Below are 19328 nucleotides of genomic sequence, written 5' to 3'. Positions count from 1 at the left end.
TAGCACGCACGCCCCTGCCCGCCCGGGCCCGGAGCCTGCGCCCGCCGCGCTTTCGCGCGGGCGGCGATACCGATGCGCGGATGTGCCGCACGTAGCTGGATGCTTGACCGCTGTTCCCGTAGTTTCCGCAGTTCCCGCAGTCCCTTTTGACTCGAGCTTTCCCAAGGAAACCCATCGTGAAGTCTTCCGGATCGGCGCGCACGGCGCGCCGCAATGCTGCCCTGCCCTCCCCCGACGCCCAGACGGGCACCATCGCCACCGCCGCGAACGGCCGTGCGAAACCGGCAACGAAACCGAAAGACCCGATACGTCAGACAAAACGCGCGATCAACACCACGATCAACGCCACGGTCGACACCGCGATCAAACCCGCGACCAAGCCCGGCGGCCCCGCCGCCCGCACGGCCGGCGCGGCGAAGCCCGGCGCGCGCGCGCGCGAGGACAAGGACGGCCCGCTGTTCGAGGACATCCGCTTCCTCGGCCGCCTGCTCGGCGACGTGGTGCGCGAACAGGAAGGCGACACCGTGTTCGACGTCGTCGAGACGATTCGCCAGACGGCGGTGAAGTTTCGTCGCGAGGACGACAGCGAAGCCGCGCAAACGCTGGAGAAGAAGCTGCGCAAGCTGACGCCGGAGCAGACGGTGAGCGTCGTGCGCGCGTTCAGCTATTTCTCGCACCTCGCGAACATCGCGGAAGACCGCCACCACAACCGCCGCCGCCGCATCCACGCACTGGCCGGCTCCGCGCCGCAGCCGGGCACCGTCGCGTACGCGCTCGATCAGCTGAAGGCGACCGGCAACGCGTCCAAGCGCCTGCTGCAGCGCTTCTTCGACGATGCGCTGATCGTGCCGGTACTGACCGCGCACCCGACCGAAGTGCAGCGCAAGAGCATCCTCGACGCGCAGCACGACATCGCGCGCCTGCTCGCCGAACGCGACCAGGAGCTGACCGCGCGCGAGCGCCAGTACAACGAAGCGATGCTGCGCGCGCGCGTGACCGCGCTGTGGCAGACGCGCATGCTGCGCGACGCGCGCCTGACGGTCGGCGACGAGATCGAGAACGCGCTGTCGTACTACCGCGCGACGTTCCTCGACGAGCTGCCCGCGCTGTACGGCGACATCGAGGCCGCGCTCGCCGAGCACGGCCTGTCCGCGCGCGTGCCGGCGTTCTTCCAGATGGGCAGCTGGATCGGCGGCGACCGCGACGGCAATCCGAACGTGACCGCCGCGACGCTCGACGAAGCGATCACCCGCCAGTCCGCGGTGATCCTGGAACACTATCTGGAACAGGTGCACAAGCTCGGCGCCGAGCTGTCGGTGTCGAACCTGCTGGTCGGCGCGAACGACGCGGTGAAGGCGCTCGCGGCCGCGTCGCCCGACCAGTCACCGCACCGCGTCGACGAACCGTATCGCCGTGCGCTGATCGGCATCTACACGCGGCTCGCCGCGAGCGCGCGCGTGCGGCTCGGCGAAGGCACGGTGCCGGTGCGCAGCGCGGGCCGCGGCGCGCCGCCCGTGCGCGCGATTCCGTATGCGGACTCCGAAGCCTTCGTCGCCGATCTCAAGGTGCTGACCGCGTCGCTCGACGAACACCACGGCACGTCGCTCGCCGCGCCGCGTCTCGCGCCGCTCGTGCGCGCGGCCGAAGTGTTCGGCTTCCACCTCGCGAGCATCGACCTGCGCCAGAGCTCCGACGTCCACGAAGCCGTGGTCGCCGAGCTGTTCGCGCGCGCCGGCGTCGAAGCCGACTACGCGGCGCTCGCCGAGGAAGACAAGCTGCGCGTGCTGCTCGCCGCGCTCGCCGATCCGCGTCCGCTGCGCTCGCCTTATCTCGAATACTCGGCGCTCGCGCAGAGCGAGCTCGGCGTGTTCGAGAAGGCCCGCGACGTGCGCGCGCAGTTCGGCGCGCGCGCGGTGCGCAACTACATCATCTCGCACACGGAAACCGTCAGCGACCTCGTCGAGGTGCTGCTGCTGCAGAAGGAAACGGGCCTGCTCGAAGGCACGCTCGGCAGCAACGCGAAGAGCGGCCTGATGGTGATCCCGCTGTTCGAGACGATCCCCGACCTGCGCGACGCCGCGCGCATCATGCGCGAATACTTCGCACTGCCGGGCGTCGACACGCTGATCGCACACCAGGGCGCCGAGCAGGAAGTGATGCTCGGCTACTCGGACAGCAACAAGGACGGCGGCTTCCTGACGTCGAACTGGGAGCTGTATCGCGCGGAACTCGCGCTCGTCGACCTGTTCCGCGACCGCAAGATCACGCTGCGCCTGTTCCACGGCCGCGGCGGCACGGTCGGCCGCGGGGGCGGCCCGACCTACCAGGCGATCCTGTCGCAGCCGCCGGGCACCGTGAACGGCCAGATCCGCCTGACCGAACAGGGCGAAGTGATCGCGAGCAAGTTCGCGAACCCGGAGATCGGGCGGCGCAACCTGGAGACGGTGGTCGCCGCGACGCTCGAAGCGTCGCTGCTGCCGCAGTCGAACGCGCCCGCGCAGCTGCCGGCGTTCGAAGCCGCGATGCAGACGCTGTCCGACGCGGCGATGGCGTCGTATCGCGCGCTCGTCTATGAAACGCCCGGCTTCACCGACTACTTCTTCGCGTCGACGCCGATCACCGAGATCGCCGAGCTGAACATCGGCAGCCGCCCGGCCTCGCGCAAGCTGCAGGATCCGAAGAACCGCAAGATCGAGGATCTGCGCGCGATTCCGTGGGGCTTCTCGTGGGGGCAGTGCCGGCTGCTGCTGACGGGCTGGTACGGCTTCGGCAGCGCGGTGAGCGCGTATCTCGACGGCGCGCAGGATGCAGCCGAGCGCACGAAGCGCGTGACGCTGCTCAAGAAGATGGGCAAGACCTGGCCGTTCTTCGCGACCTTGCTGTCGAACATGGACATGGTGCTCGCGAAGACCGATCTCGCGGTCGCGTCGCGCTACGCGCAGCTGGTCCCCGACCGCAAGCTGCGCAAGCACGTGTTCGAGCGGATCGTCGCGGAATGGGAGCGCACGTCGCAGGCGCTCGCGGAAATCACCGGGCAGGAAGGCCGCCTCGCGACCAACCCGCTGCTCGCGCGCTCGATCAAGAACCGCTTCCCGTATCTCGATCCGCTGAATCACCTGCAGGTCGAGCTGATCAAGCGTCACCGTGCGGGCGACACGAACGCGCGGCTGCGCCGCGGGATTCACCTGACCATCAACGGGATCGCGGCCGGCCTGCGCAACACGGGCTGATCCGTGCGCGGCGCGGAGCAGTACGGCCGCGCGCCGCGCTCGCCTCGCGACACGAAAGCCGCGCTACGCAACCCAGCGTAGCGCGGCTTTTTTCATGTTCGCATGGAGTTGCACGACGGCACGACGGCACGCGGGCCGCCGCGCACGCACGCTCCGCTCAATGCGCGTCGATCAGCAGCGCATCGTGCTCGAACGAGCCGTCCGGCTGCACCGCGTAGTAGCCGCGCACCTCGTCGGGCGCATGCGCCCACAGCGCATGGATGCCCGCGACGCTGTCGGCCGGCGTGCGGATCCGCTCGACCCACGTATCGAAGTCGATCGGCAGGCGCCAGCGGCTCTGCACGTGCGCGTCGAACCCGGCGTCGCGGAACATCGCGAGCCATTCGTCGGCACGGTAGTCACGCACGTGCGACGCATCGCGCAGCACCTCGGCCGCCTGCAAATACGTATCGAGCAGCGGATGGTCGTTGCCCGCGATGTCGATCATCAGCACGCGGCCGCCCGGCTTCAGCACGCGCCGCACTTCGGCGAGCGCCGCGCGCACGTCGTGCCAGTGGTGCGCGCTCATCCGGCTCACCACCCAGTCGAACGTGCCCGCGTCGAACGGCAGCCGCTCGGCCGGGCCCTGCTGCGTGCGGATGTTCGCGAGCCCGCGCTCGCGCGCGGCGGCCTCGACGGTCGCGAGCATCGGCGCGGCGAGATCGTAGGCGACCACGTCGCGCACGTGCGGCGCGACCGCGAAGCTCGCGTGGCCGGCGCCGCAGCCGAGATCGAGCACCGCCGCTTCGGGCGCCGCGCGCATCGCGTCGGCCAGCGCCTGCAGGTCGGCGCCCGTCGCGTGGACCGTGCTCGTCAGGTAGGCGGCGGCCATCGTGCCGAATGCGTCGGCGACCTGGTCGTGGTGTTTCATCGTTCGCTCCTTCTTTTTAGTGAGGCGCCCGCTGCCTGCCAGCGCGCGAATCGCTACAATAGGGCCGCGCTTGTACCAGTACAAGTTAAGCAGTTATTCTGGTATTTGTTACACCTGCCTGATCGTCGGGCAATCGTTGGCCGAGCGTTGCCTGATCGCTTCCCGATCTTCGTCGCGCATCCCGCGCCCTTTTTCGCCGTTTCAGTCGCTTCCGCCGTTTCCGCATGAGCCAGCCGTCCTCCGCCCCGACCCCACCGCTCGACGCCACACCCGCCCGCGCGCTCGGCGAATTCATCCGCGCGCATCGCGAACGGCTGTCGCCACAGGCCGTCGGCCTGCCGCCCGGCCCGCGGCGCCGCACGCCGGGGCTGCGGCGCGAGGAAGTCGCGCAGCTGTGCGGCGTCAGCCCGACCTGGTACACGTGGATCGAGCAGGGCCGCCCGGTGTCGGCATCGGCCGACGCGCTCGCGCGGATCGCGGTCGCGCTGCAGTTGTCGAAGGCGGAGCGCGCGTACCTGTTCGAGCTGGCCGCGCAGCGCGACCCGACCGAGCCCGACGTCGCGGCCGGCGACCTGCCGCCAACACTCGCGGCGACCGTCGCCGCGATCGCGACGCCCGCGTACGTGCTCGACCGCCAATGGAATGCGCTCGCCTGGAACGCGCCGGCCGCCGCACTCTTCACCGGCTGGCTCGACGGCGAGCACGATCGCAACCTGCTGCGCTTCACGTTCATGGCCCCCGCCGCGCGCACGCTGATCGTCGACTGGGAAACCCGCGCGCGGCGGCTTGCAGCCGAATTCCGCGCCGATTCGATCCGCCACCTCGCCGATGCGCCGACCCGCGCGCTGATCGACGCGCTGATGGCCGGCAGCGACGCGTTCGCGCAATACTGGGCGTCGCAGGACGTGTTCGAGCGCGAAGGCGGCCTGCGCGAATTCGACCATCAGGCCGACGGCCGCGTCGTGTACCAGCAGATCACGCTGAAACCCGCACATCGCGAGGATCTGAAGCTCGTGGTGCTGGTGCGCGACTGACGCAGCTCAGAAGCTGACTCAGAAGCTGATCGTTGCGGTGATGGTGTCGCTGTAGTTGCCGGGCGCCGGCGTCGCCTGCGCGGGGACGCGCCCGTATATCGCGATGGCCTGCGCGAACCCGCTCCCGGTTCCGGTCGCCATCGACGTGCCGCCGCTGCCGTCGCCCCACGGCGTCGTGAAGCCGCTGTCCTGATAGAGCTGATAGCTGACCGAGCCGCCGCCCGTGCGCAGCATCGTGCGCGCGGCGACACTGCCGCTCGCGCCGCCGTTCAACGCAATCTGGAATGCATCGCCGTTCGTGCATCGCGCACTGATCGAGCCGTTCGCGGTCAGCGCGGACGCCAGCACGCCCGCCGGCGGAAACGCCACGCCGGTCGCGCTGATGATGCAGTTGTTGATGACGGTGGCGGTCGAGGTAACCGTCATCGTGCCGGCCGTCGACTGCGACGCGCACGGTGTCGGCAGCACGCCGAGCAGCGAAAAGCTGAAGCTGTAGGCAGCCTGGTTGCCGCTGAAGCTCTGCGTATAGATCGTGCTCGCATTGTTCACGGTCGGCACGGCCGGCTGGTTCGACGCAATGCGGCCGTAGATGGTCACATTGGTACTCGCCGATGTGCCGAGCACCGGCTTCGTCAACGACACGGAGATCGGCGTCGTGCCGGTGCCGACGGCACCCCATGGCTGCGAATAGCCCGCGTCCTGATACAGGTCGTACTGCATCTGGTTCGTCCCGTTCGCCAGGTAACGCGGGCTCGTGCCGCCGAGGTTCACGCACACGAGCACACCGGTGTTCAGGCTCAGCACGTCCCACGTGCAACTCACGGTCATCGTGCTGGTCGTCGTATAGGCTTGCTGCGTGATCGGGCTGACCGAGCCGAAGCTCGGCACCGGCGGCGTCACCGAACAGGTGTCCGCGCGAGCCGGCATCCACGGCATGCCGAGCAGCGCGGCCAGCAGCAGGTACGCGAGCGCGCGCAGCCAGCGGCGCGCCAGGTCGAATCCGTCATCCGCCATGCATTTCCCCGAAAAGACTCGTCTGCCCGACCGGGTTCGCGGCCCGGGCCGCGCCCTCATCGTATCCGTCCGCGCATCGATCGTTCGCACTGTTACTTGATCCATGTCAAACACACCGATGGAAATCCGTCCGGAACCCCGGACAACGCACGCCGCGTCGGCGTTTTCTCCATTGCGCGCGACCGAACCCGTGGAGTAGTCTTCCACCAGCGACAGAGCGGTAACGGCGACCGGCGAAAGACCACGCGGCGGGCACTCCGCGGCCGGGCGACCCCTTGAACGGCAGGAGATAATCATAATGAACGATTCCCGACGTCGTGTTATTTCAGCCATGCTCGCGGCCGCTTTCGCATTCGCGCCCGCGCTGCAGCCCGTCACCCTTGCCGCAGTCTATTTGAACGGCACGGCCACCGCGCAATTCAACGTCACGCTCACGATCCAGGCGAACTGCACGATCGCCGCGAACCCGCTTGCATTCGGCACGTCCGGCGTGCTCGCGTCCGCGCTCAACCAGCAGACCACGGTCTCCGTCACCTGCTCGAACTCGACGCCGTACAACGTCGGACTCGACGCCGGCGGGGTCAGCGGCTCAACGGTCGCCAGCCGGCTGATGAGCGGTACCACGAGCGGAAATACCAGCACCACGGTCGGCTACCAGCTCTACCAGGACGCGGGCCACTCGACGATCTGGGGCAACACCCAGGGCACCGACACGGTCGGCGGCACCGGCACCGGCTCGGCGCAAGTGCTGAACGTGTACGGCCAGGTGCCCGCGCAAGCGACGCCGAAGCCCGACACCTACCAGGCCGCCGTCACCGCTACCGTCTACTTCTGACGCGCCGTGGCATCGATCCCGCGCGCGTTGAGCGCGCTGTGCCTCGCATTGGCTTCCGCGGCCGCATGTGCCGCCACGCTGCAGATCATGCCCGTGACGATCGAGCTGCCGCCGTCGGCGTCCGCCGCGACCATGACGCTCAGCAATTCGGGCGGGCAGCCGATCTACGGCCAGGTCCGCGCGTATCGCTGGACGCAGGAACACGGCGACGACGTGATGACGCCGACCGATACGCTCGCCGCGTCGCCGCCTATGCTGCGGATCGGCGCGAACGCCGAGCAGTTGATCCGGCTCGTGCGCACGGGGCGTGGCACACCGGCCGCCGAAGAGTGCTATCGCGTGCTGATCGACGAACTGCCCGCGCCCGGCACGCCGGTCGAGAACGGCGTCACGATCCGGCTGCGCTATTCCGTGCCCGTCTGCATCCAGCCCGAGGGCGCGCAGGCATCGCCGCGCCTCGACTGGCGCGTCGAGCGCGACGCGTCCGGCATGCGGCTCGCGGTCGACAACCGGGGCGGACGGCGCGCGCAGATTTCCGCGGTGCGGCTCGTCGACGCGCGCGGCACCGTGCATGACGTCACGGGCGGCCTGCTCGGCTACGCGCTCGCCGGCAGCACGCGCCGCTGGCCGCTGAAGCTGAATGCGGACGCGGCGGCACTCGTCAGGATCCAGGCGACCGTCAACGCGCAGCCGGTCGACGCCCGGCTGACACCGCCCTGATCCACGCCGGAGGATCGTACGACGTTGCCCGTTCCGACGACGAGCACGGCCCTCCGGGCTGCGTGCCCCGCGCGCGCCGCCCGGCCCGCCGCGGCATTGGCATTGGCCATTGCGCTGGCGCTGCACGCGGGCAGCGCACGCGCGCAGACGGTGCCAGCGACAGCCACGCCCCCGCCTGCGCAAACTTCTGCGCAAACTTCTGCGCCCGCTTCTGAGCCCATGTCCGGGCCCGCGCCCGCGGCCGGCACGCTGTTTCTCGACGTGTCGCTCAACGGCGCGCCGACCCACCGCATCGCGCGCTTTCAGCAAATCGACGGGCGGCTGTACGCAGCATCCGCCGACCTGAACGACCTGGGCATCGCGACCGGCAACCGTACGCGCGAGCCGTCGAACGCCCTCGTCGCGCTCGATACGCTCGCGGGGCTGCGCTACGACTACGACGCGGGTCGGCAGACGGTCGACCTGAGCGTGCCCGACGCGCTGCGCATCCCGCACACGTTCGACACGCGCGCGCTCGCCGCCGCGCCGCCGGCCACGTCCGGGCGCGGCTTCGTGCTGAACTACGACGCCTACGCGCAAACCATCCCGCATGCGCCGCTCGCGGTCTGGAGCGAGGCGCGCTATTTCGATCCGGCCGGCGTATTCAGCAGCACGGGCATCGCGTACCTGTACGACGAGCGCCGGCGCTATGTGCGCTACGACACGTCGTGGAGCCACTCGAACCCCGGCACGCTCACGACGACCCAGATCGGCGACACGATTTCGTCGTCGTTGTCATGGACCCGCTCGCTGCGCCTCGGCGGCGTGCAGTGGCGCAGCAATTTCGGCCTGCGCCCCGACCTCGTCACGTTTCCGGTGCCGGCGCTGTCCGGCAGCGCGGTCGTGCCGACTTCGGTCGACCTGTACGTGAACAACGTGCGCCAGTTCAGCGGCGACCTGCCGAGCGGGCCCTTCGTGATCAACAGCGTGCCCGGGATCACCGGCGCGGGCAACGCAACGGTCGTCACGCGCGACGCGCTCGGCCGCTCGATCGCGACGACCATTCCGCTGTACGTCGATCCGCGCCTGCTCGCGCCCGGCCTCGCCAGCTATTCGGCGGAAGCCGGCTTCCTGCGTCGCGCGTACGGCGACGATTCGTTCCACTACGCGCGCACGCCGGCCGCAAGCGGCTCGCTGCGCTACGGCATCAGCGAGCGGCTGACCGTCGAGGCGCACGCGGAAGCGACGGCCGGCGTCTACAACGCCGGCGCCGCTGCGCTCGCGCGGCTCGGCGAACGCGGCGTGGCAAACGCGTCGCTGGCGCTCAGCGCGCCGGGCCGCACGGGCGTGCAGGCCGGCGTCGGCTACCAGTACGTGACGCCGCGCTTCTCGATCGATGCGCAGACGCTGCGGGTCTTCGGCGACTACGGCGACCTCGGCAGCCGCGCAGGCGTGCCGGTCTCGCGGGCCACCGACCGCATCACGGTGTCGTTCCCGTTCCTGCGCGCGCAGACGCTGTCGTTCAGCTATCTCGGCCTCAAGTATCCGGGCATCGCCGCGTCGCGGATCGGCTCGATCGCGTACCTGGTCAATCTCGGCGGGCTCACGTCGATCGCCTTCAGCGGCTTCCAGGATTTCCGGCAACGCGATACGCGCGGCTTCTTCGTGAGCCTGAGCGTCGGGCTCGGCGGCACCACGTCGGTCTCGGCGAACGCCGGGCGGCAGAACGGCGACTCGACCTACACGCTGAACGCGTCGCGGCCGCCCGACTACGGCGGCGGCGTGGGCTGGAACGTACAGGCGGGCGCCAACGCGGGCATGCGCTACGCGCAGGGGCAGTTGCAGTATCTCGGCCGCGCCGGCCAGGTCACGCTGCTCGCGCAATCGTTCGACGGGCGCGGCAACGCGTCGGTCGACGTCACGGGCGCGCTCGTGCTGATGGACGGCCGGCTGATGACCGCCCGCCGGGTCGACGACGGCTTCGCGCTCGTCTCGACCGACACCGGGCGCGTGCCCGTGCTGCACCAGAACCGGCTGATCGGCGAGACCGACCGGGCCGGTTACCTGCTCGTCCCGGACCTGAATGCGTACCAGAGCAATCGCGTCGCGATCGACGGCACCGCGCTGCCCGCCGACGCCCGCATCGCCGACACGACGCTCGACGTCGTGCCGCAGGCGCGCTCGGGCGTGCTCGCACACTTCGCCGTGACACGCTACAGCGCCGCGTCGATCGCGCTGCGCGCGCCGGACGGCACGCCGCTGCCGGCCGGGCTCGAGGTTCGCCACGTCGAAAGCGGCCAGCGCACGATCGTCGGCTACGACGGCCTGACCTTCGTCGACGGCCTCGGCGCGGACAATCACCTCGAGATTTCCGGCGGCGAACGCGCCTGCGAGGTCGCGTTCGCGTACCGGCGGCCGGACGACGGCACGCTGCCGCGGATCGGGCCGCTGACCTGCCGCCCGCGGTAGGCCGCGCCGGTTCCCCGCCGACGCGCGCGCCGGCCGCCGGCCCCGCGAATGTTAGAATCGCGGGATTCCCTCGGCGGCGCACGGCCGCCCAAACTCCCCTTCGAAGAATCGCCATGACGTCCCAACTGCACAAAAAGGGCGAGGCCTGGTCGGCCCGCTTCTCGGAACCGATGTCGGAGCTGGTCAAGCGCTACACGTCGTCGGTGTTTTTCGACAAGCGCCTCGCGCTCGTCGACATCGCCGGCTCGCTCGCGCACGCGAGCATGCTCGCGGCGCAGAAGATCATCAGCGCCGACGACCTCGCCGCGATCGAGCGCGGGATGACGCAGATCAAGGGCGAGATCGAGCGCGGCGAATTCGAATGGCAGCTGGATCTCGAGGACGTCCACCTGAACATCGAGGCGCGCCTGACCGCGCTGATCGGCGACGCCGGCAAGCGCCTGCATACGGGCCGCTCACGCAACGACCAGGTCGCGACCGACATCCGTCTGTGGCTGCGCGGCGAGATCGACCGCATCGGCGGCCTGCTGAACGACCTGCGCGGCGCGCTGATCGACCTCGCGGAGACGAACGCCGACACGATCATGCCGGGCTTCACGCACCTGCAGGTCGCGCAGCCGGTCACGTTCGGCCATCACCTGCTCGCGTACGTCGAGATGTTCACACGCGACGCGGAACGCATGCGCGACTGCCGCACCCGGGTGAACCGCCTGCCGCTCGGCGCGGCCGCGCTCGCCGGCACCAGCTATCCGATCGACCGCCACGCGGTCGCGAAGACGCTCGGCTTCGACGGCATCTGCGCGAACTCGCTCGACGCGGTGTCGGATCGCGACTTCGCGATCGAATTCACCGCGGCGTCGGCACTCGTGATGACGCACGTGTCGCGCTTCTCCGAAGAACTCGTGCTGTGGATGAGCCCGCGCGTGGGCTTCATCGACATCGCCGACCGCTTCTGCACCGGCAGCTCGATCATGCCGCAGAAGAAGAACCCGGACGTGCCCGAGCTCGCGCGCGGCAAGACGGGCCGCGTGAACGGTCACCTGATGGCGCTCCTCACGCTGATGAAGGGCCAGCCGCTCGCGTACAACAAGGACAACCAGGAAGACAAGGAACCGCTGTTCGACACGGTCGACACCGTCGCCGACACGCTGCGGATCTTCGCCGAGATGGTCGCGGGCATCACCGTGAAGCCGGACGCGATGCGCGCCGCCGCGCTGCAGGGCTTCTCGACGGCCACCGACCTCGCCGACTACCTCGTGAAGCGCGGGCTGCCGTTCCGCGACGCGCACGAAGCCGTCGCGCACGCGGTGAAGATCTGCGACGACCGCGGGATCGACCTTGCCGATCTCACGCTCGACGAGATGAAACAGGAACTGCCGAACGTCGCGCACCTGATCGGCGACGACGTGTTCAGTTACCTGACGCTCGAAGGGTCGGTCGCGAGCCGCAATCACCCGGGCGGCACCGCGCCGGATCAGGTGCGTGCGGCGGTCAAGGCCGCTCGCGCCGCGCTCGGCAAGTAAGCCTTTCGTCACGGACGGACGCCTTCGGCGTCCGTTTTTCGTTCGGGCGGCCGCTGGGCCGCCCGTCGCGTTACCCGATTTCCCCGCTTTCCGGACACCGCCGATGACCTTCTCCGCCGCGCTCTTCGACATGGACGGCCTGCTCGTCGATTCCGAGCGGACCATCATGAACACGTGGATCGACGTGTCGAACGCCCACGGCGTCACGCTGACCGAGATCGACTACCTGCAGATCGTCGGCCGCTCGTTCGCCGAAGGCCAGGTGATTCTCGCGCGCCTGATCGGCAACGCCGACACGTTCGACGCTGTGCGCATCCGCGTGCGCGAACAACTCGCCGCGCCCGAACCGCATCCGAAGTTCCCGCTGAAATCCGGCGCGCTTGCGCTGCTCGAGACGCTCGCGCAGGCCGGCATTCCGTGCGCGGTCGCGTCGTCGTCCGCGCGCGACGTGATCCGGGCGCGGCTCGACGCGGTCGGCGTGCTGCCGTTCTTCCACGCGATCGCCGGCGGCGACGAAGTCGCGCGCGGCAAGCCCGACCCGGCCGTCTACCGGCTCGCGGCCGAACGCCTCGGCGTGCCGGCGCACGCGTGCGTCGCGTTCGAGGACAGCGACTTCGGCGCGCAGTCCGCCGCCGGCGCCGGCGCGGCAGTCGTCACCGTGCCCGACCTGAAGGCGCCGACGCCCGAGATCGTCGCGCTCAGCCTGCACGTGCTCGCCTCGCTCGACGATGCGGTCACGCTCGTGCCGGCGTGGTTCGGCCGCCTCAACACGCAGCAGCCCGCGTAAGCGCCGCGCCGCGCACCCCACATGCGAACGGGCACCCGAGGGTGCCCGTTTGCGTTGCCGCGCCGGATGACCGGCGCCATCGCAAACGTTACTGGTTCCCGGCCGTCTCCGACAGCCGCTTCATCGTCGCGATGCGCGCGCCGATCAGGTCGACGCGCCCGTCCTCGCCGACGAGCGGCGCCGTCGAATCGCGGAACGCAACCCACGCGCGCTGCGCGCGCACGAGCGTCGCGGCCGAATGCGCGGGCATCTTGCGACGCAGCTTCTGGTAATAGCGGTTCAGATCGAACAGCGCGTGCTCGCAAGCGGCGTCCTGCCCGCACGGCCGCACGCGGCGGATCGCCGGATCGCGTGGCACGGCGTTCGCGGGCTTGACGCCGGCTGCCACCGCGGCGCCCGGCGCCACGGTCGCGCCGCCTTCGGCACCTCCCTGCGTGCCGCTCGTGGCCGCGACCGGCAACGCCGCGGGCGGCGGCGCATAACGATCGGCCGCCGCGCGCAGCGCGAGCGCGCGATCGCGCACCGGCTGCAGCTGCATGTCGGCGCTCGCCATCGTGTATGCGGTGCCGCGCGTCGTGTCGTACACGGCCTTCAGCAGCAGAAGCTCATCCTTGCGCCACGTGTCCCAGTAGCGCTGGCTGTCCTGCCAGCCGCGCTTCGCGTCGGCCGGCGCATCATTCGACAGGCGCCGGTACGCGCTGTCCATCACCGTCTGCCACTGCTGCTGCGCTTCGCCCATGCACTGGATCTGGCCGGCCGGCGACGACCGGTCGCGCCGCGCGAGACACTGCCGCATCGCGACGTCGATCGGATCGGCCGCCGCCACTTCCGCATGCGCGGCATTCCACCCCGCCGGCCCTGCCGACCACGCGGCCCAGACGGCGAGCGCGGCCAGCGCCGCGCGCATCGTCCGGTTTCGTCCCTGCGCCGCCATCAGTCGCGCACGCAGTCGACGAAGTACTCGACGCGACCGTTCACTTCTTCCGCGACGAGGCCGTGGATGTCCGTATGGAAGCCCGGGAAGCGTTCGTTGAAGTCGCGCGCGAACCGCAGGTAGTTCACGATCGTCTTGTTGAAGCGCTCGCCCGGGATCAGCAGCGGAATGCCCGGCGGGTACGGCGTGAGCAGGATGCTCGTCACGCGGCCTTCGAGCTCGTCGAGCGGCACGCGGTCGATCTTGCGGTGCGCGAGCTTCGCGAACGCGTCCGACGGCTTCATCGCCGGCTCCATGTCCGACAGGTACATCTCCGTCGTCAGGCGCGCGATGTCGTTCGCACGGTACACGTCGTGGATCTGCGTGCACAGGTCGCGCAGGCCGACGCGCTCGTAGCGCGGATGCTGCGCGACGAATTCCGGCAGCACGCGCCACAGCGGCTGGTTGTTGTCGTAGTCGTCCTTGAACTGCTGCAGCTCGGTCACCATCGAGTTCCAGCGGCCCTTCGTGATGCCGATCGTGAACATGATGAAGAACGAGTACAGGCCGGTCTTCTCGACGATGATCCCGTGCTCGGCCAGGTACTTCGTGACGATCGCGGCCGGAATGCCCGTCTCGCCGAATTCGCCGTCGACGTCGAGCCCCGGCGTGATGATCGTCGCCTTGATCGGGTCGAGCATGTTGAAGCCTTCCGCCAGCGGGCCGAAGCCGTGCCAGTGGTCGTTCGGCTTCAGCATCCAGTCGTCGCGCGAGCCGATGCCTTCTTCCGACAGTTCGTCCGGGCCCCACACGCTGAAGAACCAGTCGTCGCCGTACTCGGCGTCGACCTTGCGCATCGCGCGGCGGAAGTCGATCGCCTCGGCGATCGATTCCTCGACGAGCGCGGTGCCGCCCGGCGGCTCCATCATCGCGGCCGCGACGTCGCACGACGCGATGATCGCGTACTGCGGGCTCGTCGACGTGTGCATCAGGTACGCCTCGTTGAAGCGGTGCTTGTCGAACGTGCGGTTCTCCGAATCCTGCACGACGATCTGCGATGCCTGCGAGATGCCCGCGAGCAGCTTGTGCGTCGAGTGCGTCGCGAACACGAGCGCGCCCGTGCGCGGACGGCCGTCGCCGATAGCGTGCATGTCGCGGTAGAAGTCGTGGAACGTCGCGTGCGGCAGCCATGCTTCGTCGAAGTGCAGCGTGTCGAGCAGGTCGCCGAGCAGGTCCTTGATCATCTCGACGTTGTAGACGACGCCGTCGTACGTGCTTTGCGTGATCGTCAGGATGCGCGGCTTCATGTCCGGGTTCTGGCGCATCGCCTCGCGCGCGAACGGGTTCGCCTCGATCTTCTTGCGGATGTTCTCCGGCTTGAATTCGTCGCGCGGGATCGGCCCGATGATGCCGAAGTGGTTGCGCGTCGGCGTGAGGAACACCGGAATCGCGCCCGTCATCGTGATCGCGTGCAGGATCGACTTGTGGCAGTTGCGGTCGACCAGCACGATGTCGCCCGGGGCGACCGTCGCGTGCCAGACGATCTTGTTCGACGTCGACGTGCCGTTGGTCACGAAGAACAGATGGTCCGCGCTGAAGATGCGCGCCGCGTTGCGCTCGGACGCCGCGACCGGGCCCGTGTGATCGAGCAGCTGGCCGAGTTCGTCGACGGCGTTGCACACGTCCGCGCGCAGCATGTTCTCGCCGAAGAACTGGTGGAACATCTGGCCGAGCGGGTTCTTCAGGAACGCGACGCCGCCCGAGTGGCCCGGGCAGTGCCACGAGTACGAGCCTTCGTCCGCGTACTTCACCAGCTCCTTGAAGAACGGCGGCGCGAGCGAGTCGAGATAGACCTTCGCCTCGCGGATGATGTGGCGCGCGACGAACTCCGGCGTGTCCTCGAACATGTGGATGAAGCCGTGCAGTTCGCGCAGGATGTCGTTCGGCAAATGCCGCGACGTGCGCGTCTCGCCGTACAGGAAGATCGGGATGTCCGCGTTGCGGCGGCGCACTTCGGTGACGAACGCGCGCAGCTCGATGATCGCGGTCGCCAGTTCGGGCAGTTCGCCGTCAGCGCCCGTTTCGCCGAGCATGAGTTCGTCGTCGTCGATCGACAGGATGAAGCAGGACGCGCGGCTGGACTGCTGCGCGAACGACGTCAGATCGCCGTAGCTCGTGAGGCCGAGGACTTCGACGCCCTCCTTCTCGATCGCTTCGGCCAACGCCCGGATGCCGGAGCCCGAGATGTTCTCGGAGCGGAAATCTTCGTCGATGATGACGACGGGGAAACGAAACTTCATGGGCGATTCTCCAAAAAGAACGACCGCGGCGCGTCACGCGCAGCGGTCACCCGGAAACTGGTGAGACGTTATGCAACCAGATCAGGTTTTCGGCAGCGTGACACCGCGCTGACCCTGATACTTGCCGCCGCGATCGGCGTACGACACGTCGCACACTTCGTCGCTTTCGAAGAACAGCACCTGCGCGACACCTTCGTTCGCGTAGATCTTCGCGGGCAGCGGCGTGGTATTCGAGAATTCCAGCGTGACGTAGCCTTCCCACTCGGGTTCGAACGGCGTCACGTTGACGATGATCCCGCAGCGCGCGTAGGTCGACTTGCCGAGGCAGACGGTCAGCACGGTGCGCGGGATGCGGAAATATTCGACGGTGCGGGCCAGCGCGAACGAGTTCGGCGGGATGATGCACACGTCGCCCTTGAAATCGACAAACGAACCCTCGTCGAAGTTCTTCGGATCGACGATCGTCGAGTTGATGTTCGTGAAGATCTTGAATTCGTCCGCGCAGCGGATGTCGTAGCCGTAGCTCGACGTGCCGTAGCTGACGATCCTGCGACCGTCCTCGGACGCGCGAACCTGATCGGGCACGAACGGCTCGATCATCTTGTGTTCTTCGGCCATGCGCCGAATCCACTTGTCGGACTTGATGCTCATGCCTGCCTCCGCCGGGCCGTCCCAAGGAGGCGGGCCGTCCCCTCGGGGGACAGCGAACGAAGTGAGCGTTGGGGTCGTTTCATTATCAGGGCGCCTGGAAACGCTGCGTGACAGTCGGTGGGGGCCATACCGGCGAAGCGGCGACCCGGAAAGCCGCACATTTTACGCGATCATCGGCTCGCGCACGCGGCGGCCGTCAACGGATCACGCCGCAGGCCAGCGCGGCGCCCGCGCCATGCTGCGCAAACGCCGGATCGCTGGGCTCGCGGTGCACCAGCGCCGCGCGGTTCAGCGCAGAACGCACACCATCGAGGGCCAGATCGGGCGCGACGATGAAACCGGCCGCGACGCCATTCGCATCCGCATGGATGTTGCCGAGATCGCCGGCGACGCGCGCGCCGGCGCGCAGCCGGTCGGCGGCCGGCGCGAACACCTGGCCGGCGCTCGAGCCGTCGCCCGCGTTGCAGTCGCCGCGTTCGTGCACCTGCAGCGCGTGATCGCTGTTCGGCGGCAGGCCGACCAGGTTGTACGTGACCTGGACGCCGTCCGGGCGTTCGACGAACGTCACCGCGCCGCGCGTCTGCGAGCCGACGGTCGGCTGCAGTTGCGCATCGGCGCGCTTTTCGTGCGACGAGGAAAAAGAGGTACAGCCGGCCAGAAGGCCCAGCGCGGCGCCGGCCAGCAGCGCGCGCTGCACGCGGCCGGCGCGCACGCCGTGATGTCGTTGGTTCATTCGATCCTCATGCCGGCTGGCGGCCGTTCGACACGGCGGTCATGCCGGGCGGGTAAAGGGACCCGGGAAAAGTCGCCATGATACCGCGCCTCGCGGCGCGGTAAACAGCGTGAGGCCCCGCCCCGCAAGGGTTTTACGTATTTTGAACAACGATCGACGGGAACTTCGACGTCATGTCGCGTGCGCGCTCGGCAATCGCCAGCGCAACCCCGCGCGCGATGTCGCGGTAGCGCCGCGCCAGCGCGCCGTCCGGATCCGCCGCGACCGTCGGCGTGCCGCTGTCGGCGCGCTCGCGGATCGCGATGTCGAGCGGCAGGCTGCCGAGCACGTTCACGCCGTAATCCTGCGCCATCCGCTCGGCCCCGCCCGCGCCGAAGATGTGCTCTTCGTGGCCGCAGTTCGAGCAGATGTGGATGCTCATGTTCTCGACGATACCGAGGATCGGAATCCCGACTTTCTCGAACATCTTGAGGCCCTTCTTCGCGTCGAGCAGCGCGATGTCCTGCGGCGTCGTGACGATCACGGCGCCCGTCACCGGCACGCGCTGCGCGAGCGTGAGCTGGATGTCGCCGGTGCCCGGCGGCATGTCGACGATCAGGTAGTCGAGCTCGCGCCAGTTCGTCTGGCGCAGCAGCTGCTCGAGCGCCGAGGTCGCCATCGGGCCGCGCCACACCATCGGGTTGTCTTCCTCGATCAGGAAACCGATCGAGTTCGCCTGCAGCCCGTGGCCGACCAGCGGGTTCATCGACTGGTTGTCGGGCGACTCGGGGCGCTGGCCGTGAATGCCGAGCATGGTCGGCAGCGACGGGCCGTAGATGTCGGCGTCGAGAATGCCGACCGACGCGCCTTCCGCGGCGAGCGCGAGCGCGAGGTTCACGGCCGTGGTGCTCTTGCCGACGCCGCCCTTGCCCGACGCCACCGCGACGATGTTCTTCACGTTCGGCAGCAGCTTCACGCCGCGCTGCACCGTGTGCGCGACGATGTCCTGCGACACCGCGACGCGTGCGTCGCGCACGCCCGGCACGGCCTTCAGCGCATCGGCGATGCGCGCGCGCACGTCGCCGTGCTGGCTGCGCGCCGGATAGCCGAGCACCACGTCGACCGACACGGCGTCGCCGTCGATCGCGACGTTGCGCACGCCCTTGTTGGCCGCGTACGGGCGGCCGGTGTTGGGGTCGACGACAGCCGCCAGCGCGGTGTCGACTTGTGCCCGGTCAATGCTCATCGAAACTCCGTGAAAACGTTTTTCTCTCGCGCAAACGTCAAAAAATATCAAATAGCGCTGCGAAAATCGGGAAAAGTGAAAGAATCTGTTGCACGCCATTGCGCGAACGCGCGCGGCGGCGCAATCTTCGCGTGCGGCATGCTATGGGGCCAAATCGGCCGCCAACCGCCTATATTGTAGAGGCTGACGCGTCACCCTGTCCGGAACAGCCACGCTGGCGAGCAGGGCATGCGGCCGCCTCGGCGGCTGCCGCGAGCACGGGCGTGCCGTCCTTTTTCGGGCAGCCCGTGTTGGGAGCCGTAACTGTTGTTTGTCATTGTTGTCGACTCGTTCAAACCAAGAGAGGAATTCAAGATGAACATGAAAATCGCGACTCGCCTGTCCGTCTTCGCACTCGCCGGCGCACTGCTGGCAGGTTGCGCCACGCAGCAAGGCAACAACGCGGCCGTCGGAACCGGCACGGGTGCGGCGCTGGGCGCGGGCATCGGCGCACTGGCCGGTGGCGGCAAGGGCGCGGCGATTGGCGCGGGCGTCGGCGCGCTGGTCGGCGGCGTGACGGGTTACAACTGGCAGGCGATCAAGAACAAGCTCGCGCCGTCGGCAGCGAAGACGGGCACGCAAGTGACCGAGCAGCCGGACGGCTCGCTGAAGCTGAACGTGCCGAGCTCGGTGACGTTCGCGACCAACCAGTACGCGATCACGCCGGCCTTCACGCCGCTGCTGAACGACCTGGCGACGACGCTGAACCAGAACCCGCAAGTGACGGCCTCGGTCGTCGGCTACACGGACAGCACGGGTTCGCAGCAGCTGAACCAGACGCTGTCGCAGAACCGCGCGCAGAGCGTCGTGAACGCGCTCGTGCAGCGCGGCGTCGCCGGCAGCCGTCTGGCGGCACAGGGCATGGGCCCGTCGAACCCGATCGCGGACAACGCGACGGAAGCCGGCCGCGCACAAAACCGCCGCGTCGAGATCTACCTGCGCGCAGCGCAGCAGTAAGCATCGCCG

15 protein-coding genes are annotated in these 19328 nt (G+C 68.9%); 8 read left to right on the top strand and 7 right to left on the bottom strand.

Features of this window, described 5'->3' with window-relative positions:
• The first annotated feature begins 176 nt into the window (after positions 1-176).
• Positions 177-3230 (top strand): phosphoenolpyruvate carboxylase, encoded by a 3054-nt coding sequence (ppc, locus tag C7H84_RS15710; RefSeq protein WP_121859628.1) that lies wholly within the window; start codon positions 177-179, stop codon positions 3228-3230.
• A gap of 157 nt (positions 3231-3387) precedes the next feature.
• Here the strand turns inward: ppc and C7H84_RS15705 are convergent, their stop codons facing one another.
• On the bottom strand, positions 3388-4140 hold the full coding sequence (locus C7H84_RS15705; protein ID WP_121859627.1) for a class I SAM-dependent methyltransferase: 753 nt from the start codon (positions 4138-4140) through the stop codon (positions 3388-3390).
• A gap of 224 nt (positions 4141-4364) precedes the next feature.
• Between C7H84_RS15705 and C7H84_RS15700 the strand changes: the two genes are divergently transcribed.
• Positions 4365-5174, top strand: a complete 810-nt coding sequence (locus C7H84_RS15700) for a helix-turn-helix transcriptional regulator (RefSeq protein WP_121859626.1) — start codon at positions 4365-4367, stop codon at positions 5172-5174.
• Positions 5175-5192: 18 nt separating this feature from the next.
• Here C7H84_RS15700 and C7H84_RS15695 read toward each other — a convergent pair whose 3' ends face one another.
• A complete protein-coding gene (locus C7H84_RS15695) occupies positions 5193-6188 on the bottom strand; it encodes a spore coat protein U domain-containing protein (protein WP_121859625.1) in 996 nt (331 codons plus the stop codon).
• Between the two features lie 298 nt (positions 6189-6486).
• Here C7H84_RS15695 and C7H84_RS15690 point away from each other — a divergent pair, with 298 nt between their 5' ends.
• The 5 genes from C7H84_RS15690 to C7H84_RS15670 all read left to right on the top strand — a co-directional run bounded on the left by C7H84_RS15690 (position 6487) and on the right by C7H84_RS15670 (position 12501).
• A complete protein-coding gene (locus C7H84_RS15690; RefSeq protein ID WP_121859624.1) occupies positions 6487-7023 on the top strand; it encodes a spore coat U domain-containing protein in 537 nt (178 codons plus the stop codon).
• Between the two features lie 6 nt (positions 7024-7029).
• A complete protein-coding gene (locus tag C7H84_RS15685) occupies positions 7030-7743 on the top strand; it encodes a fimbria/pilus periplasmic chaperone (RefSeq protein ID WP_121859623.1) in 714 nt (237 codons plus the stop codon).
• Between the two features lie 219 nt (positions 7744-7962).
• Entirely contained in the window at positions 7963-10191 is a 2229-nt protein-coding gene (locus C7H84_RS15680; protein ID WP_240462032.1) for a fimbria/pilus outer membrane usher protein, read from the top strand.
• Between the two features lie 113 nt (positions 10192-10304).
• The gene (gene argH / locus C7H84_RS15675) at positions 10305-11714 is read left to right on the top strand and encodes an argininosuccinate lyase (protein WP_121859621.1); all 1410 of its coding nucleotides are present in this window, start codon (positions 10305-10307) and stop codon (positions 11712-11714) included.
• A 103-nt stretch (positions 11715-11817) separates the two neighbouring features.
• Positions 11818-12501, top strand: coding sequence for an HAD family phosphatase (locus C7H84_RS15670; protein ID WP_121859620.1), 684 nt, complete (start codon positions 11818-11820; stop codon positions 12499-12501).
• Positions 12502-12589: 88 nt separating this feature from the next.
• Here the strand turns inward: C7H84_RS15670 and C7H84_RS15665 are convergent, their stop codons facing one another.
• The 5 genes from C7H84_RS15665 to apbC all read right to left on the bottom strand — a co-directional run bounded on the left by C7H84_RS15665 (position 12590) and on the right by apbC (position 18323).
• A complete protein-coding gene (locus tag C7H84_RS15665) occupies positions 12590-13435 on the bottom strand; it encodes a lysozyme inhibitor LprI family protein (protein WP_121859619.1) in 846 nt (281 codons plus the stop codon).
• Complete coding sequence (locus tag C7H84_RS15660; RefSeq protein WP_121859618.1) at positions 13435-15714, bottom strand: arginine/lysine/ornithine decarboxylase; 2280 nt, start codon at positions 15712-15714, stop codon at positions 13435-13437. The genes C7H84_RS15665 and C7H84_RS15660 overlap by 1 nt, the downstream gene beginning before the upstream one ends.
• 81 nt (positions 15715-15795) lie before the next feature.
• Positions 15796-16365, bottom strand: coding sequence for a dCTP deaminase (gene dcd, locus C7H84_RS15655; protein ID WP_006398615.1), 570 nt, complete (start codon positions 16363-16365; stop codon positions 15796-15798).
• A 196-nt stretch (positions 16366-16561) separates the two neighbouring features.
• Positions 16562-17098 carry a superoxide dismutase [Cu-Zn] gene (gene sodC / locus C7H84_RS15650; protein WP_121859617.1) on the bottom strand — a complete coding sequence of 179 codons (537 nt, stop codon included), beginning with the start codon at positions 17096-17098 and terminating at the stop codon, positions 16562-16564.
• 133 nt (positions 17099-17231) lie between these two features.
• Positions 17232-18323 carry an iron-sulfur cluster carrier protein ApbC gene (apbC, locus tag C7H84_RS15645; RefSeq protein ID WP_121859616.1) on the bottom strand — a complete coding sequence of 364 codons (1092 nt, stop codon included), beginning with the start codon at positions 18321-18323 and terminating at the stop codon, positions 17232-17234.
• 354 nt (positions 18324-18677) lie between these two features.
• Here apbC and C7H84_RS15640 point away from each other — a divergent pair, with 354 nt between their 5' ends.
• A complete protein-coding gene (locus C7H84_RS15640; RefSeq protein WP_121859615.1) occupies positions 18678-19319 on the top strand; it encodes an OmpA family protein in 642 nt (213 codons plus the stop codon).
• The last annotated feature ends 9 nt before the right edge of the window (positions 19320-19328 follow it).

Origin of the sequence: Burkholderia sp. Nafp2/4-1b, assembly GCF_003635165.1 — a bacterium.
Taxonomy (GTDB): domain Bacteria; phylum Pseudomonadota; class Gammaproteobacteria; order Burkholderiales; family Burkholderiaceae; genus Burkholderia.
Note: the sequence above shows the minus strand (reverse complement) of the source record. Positions and strands in the feature narration are given on the sequence as shown.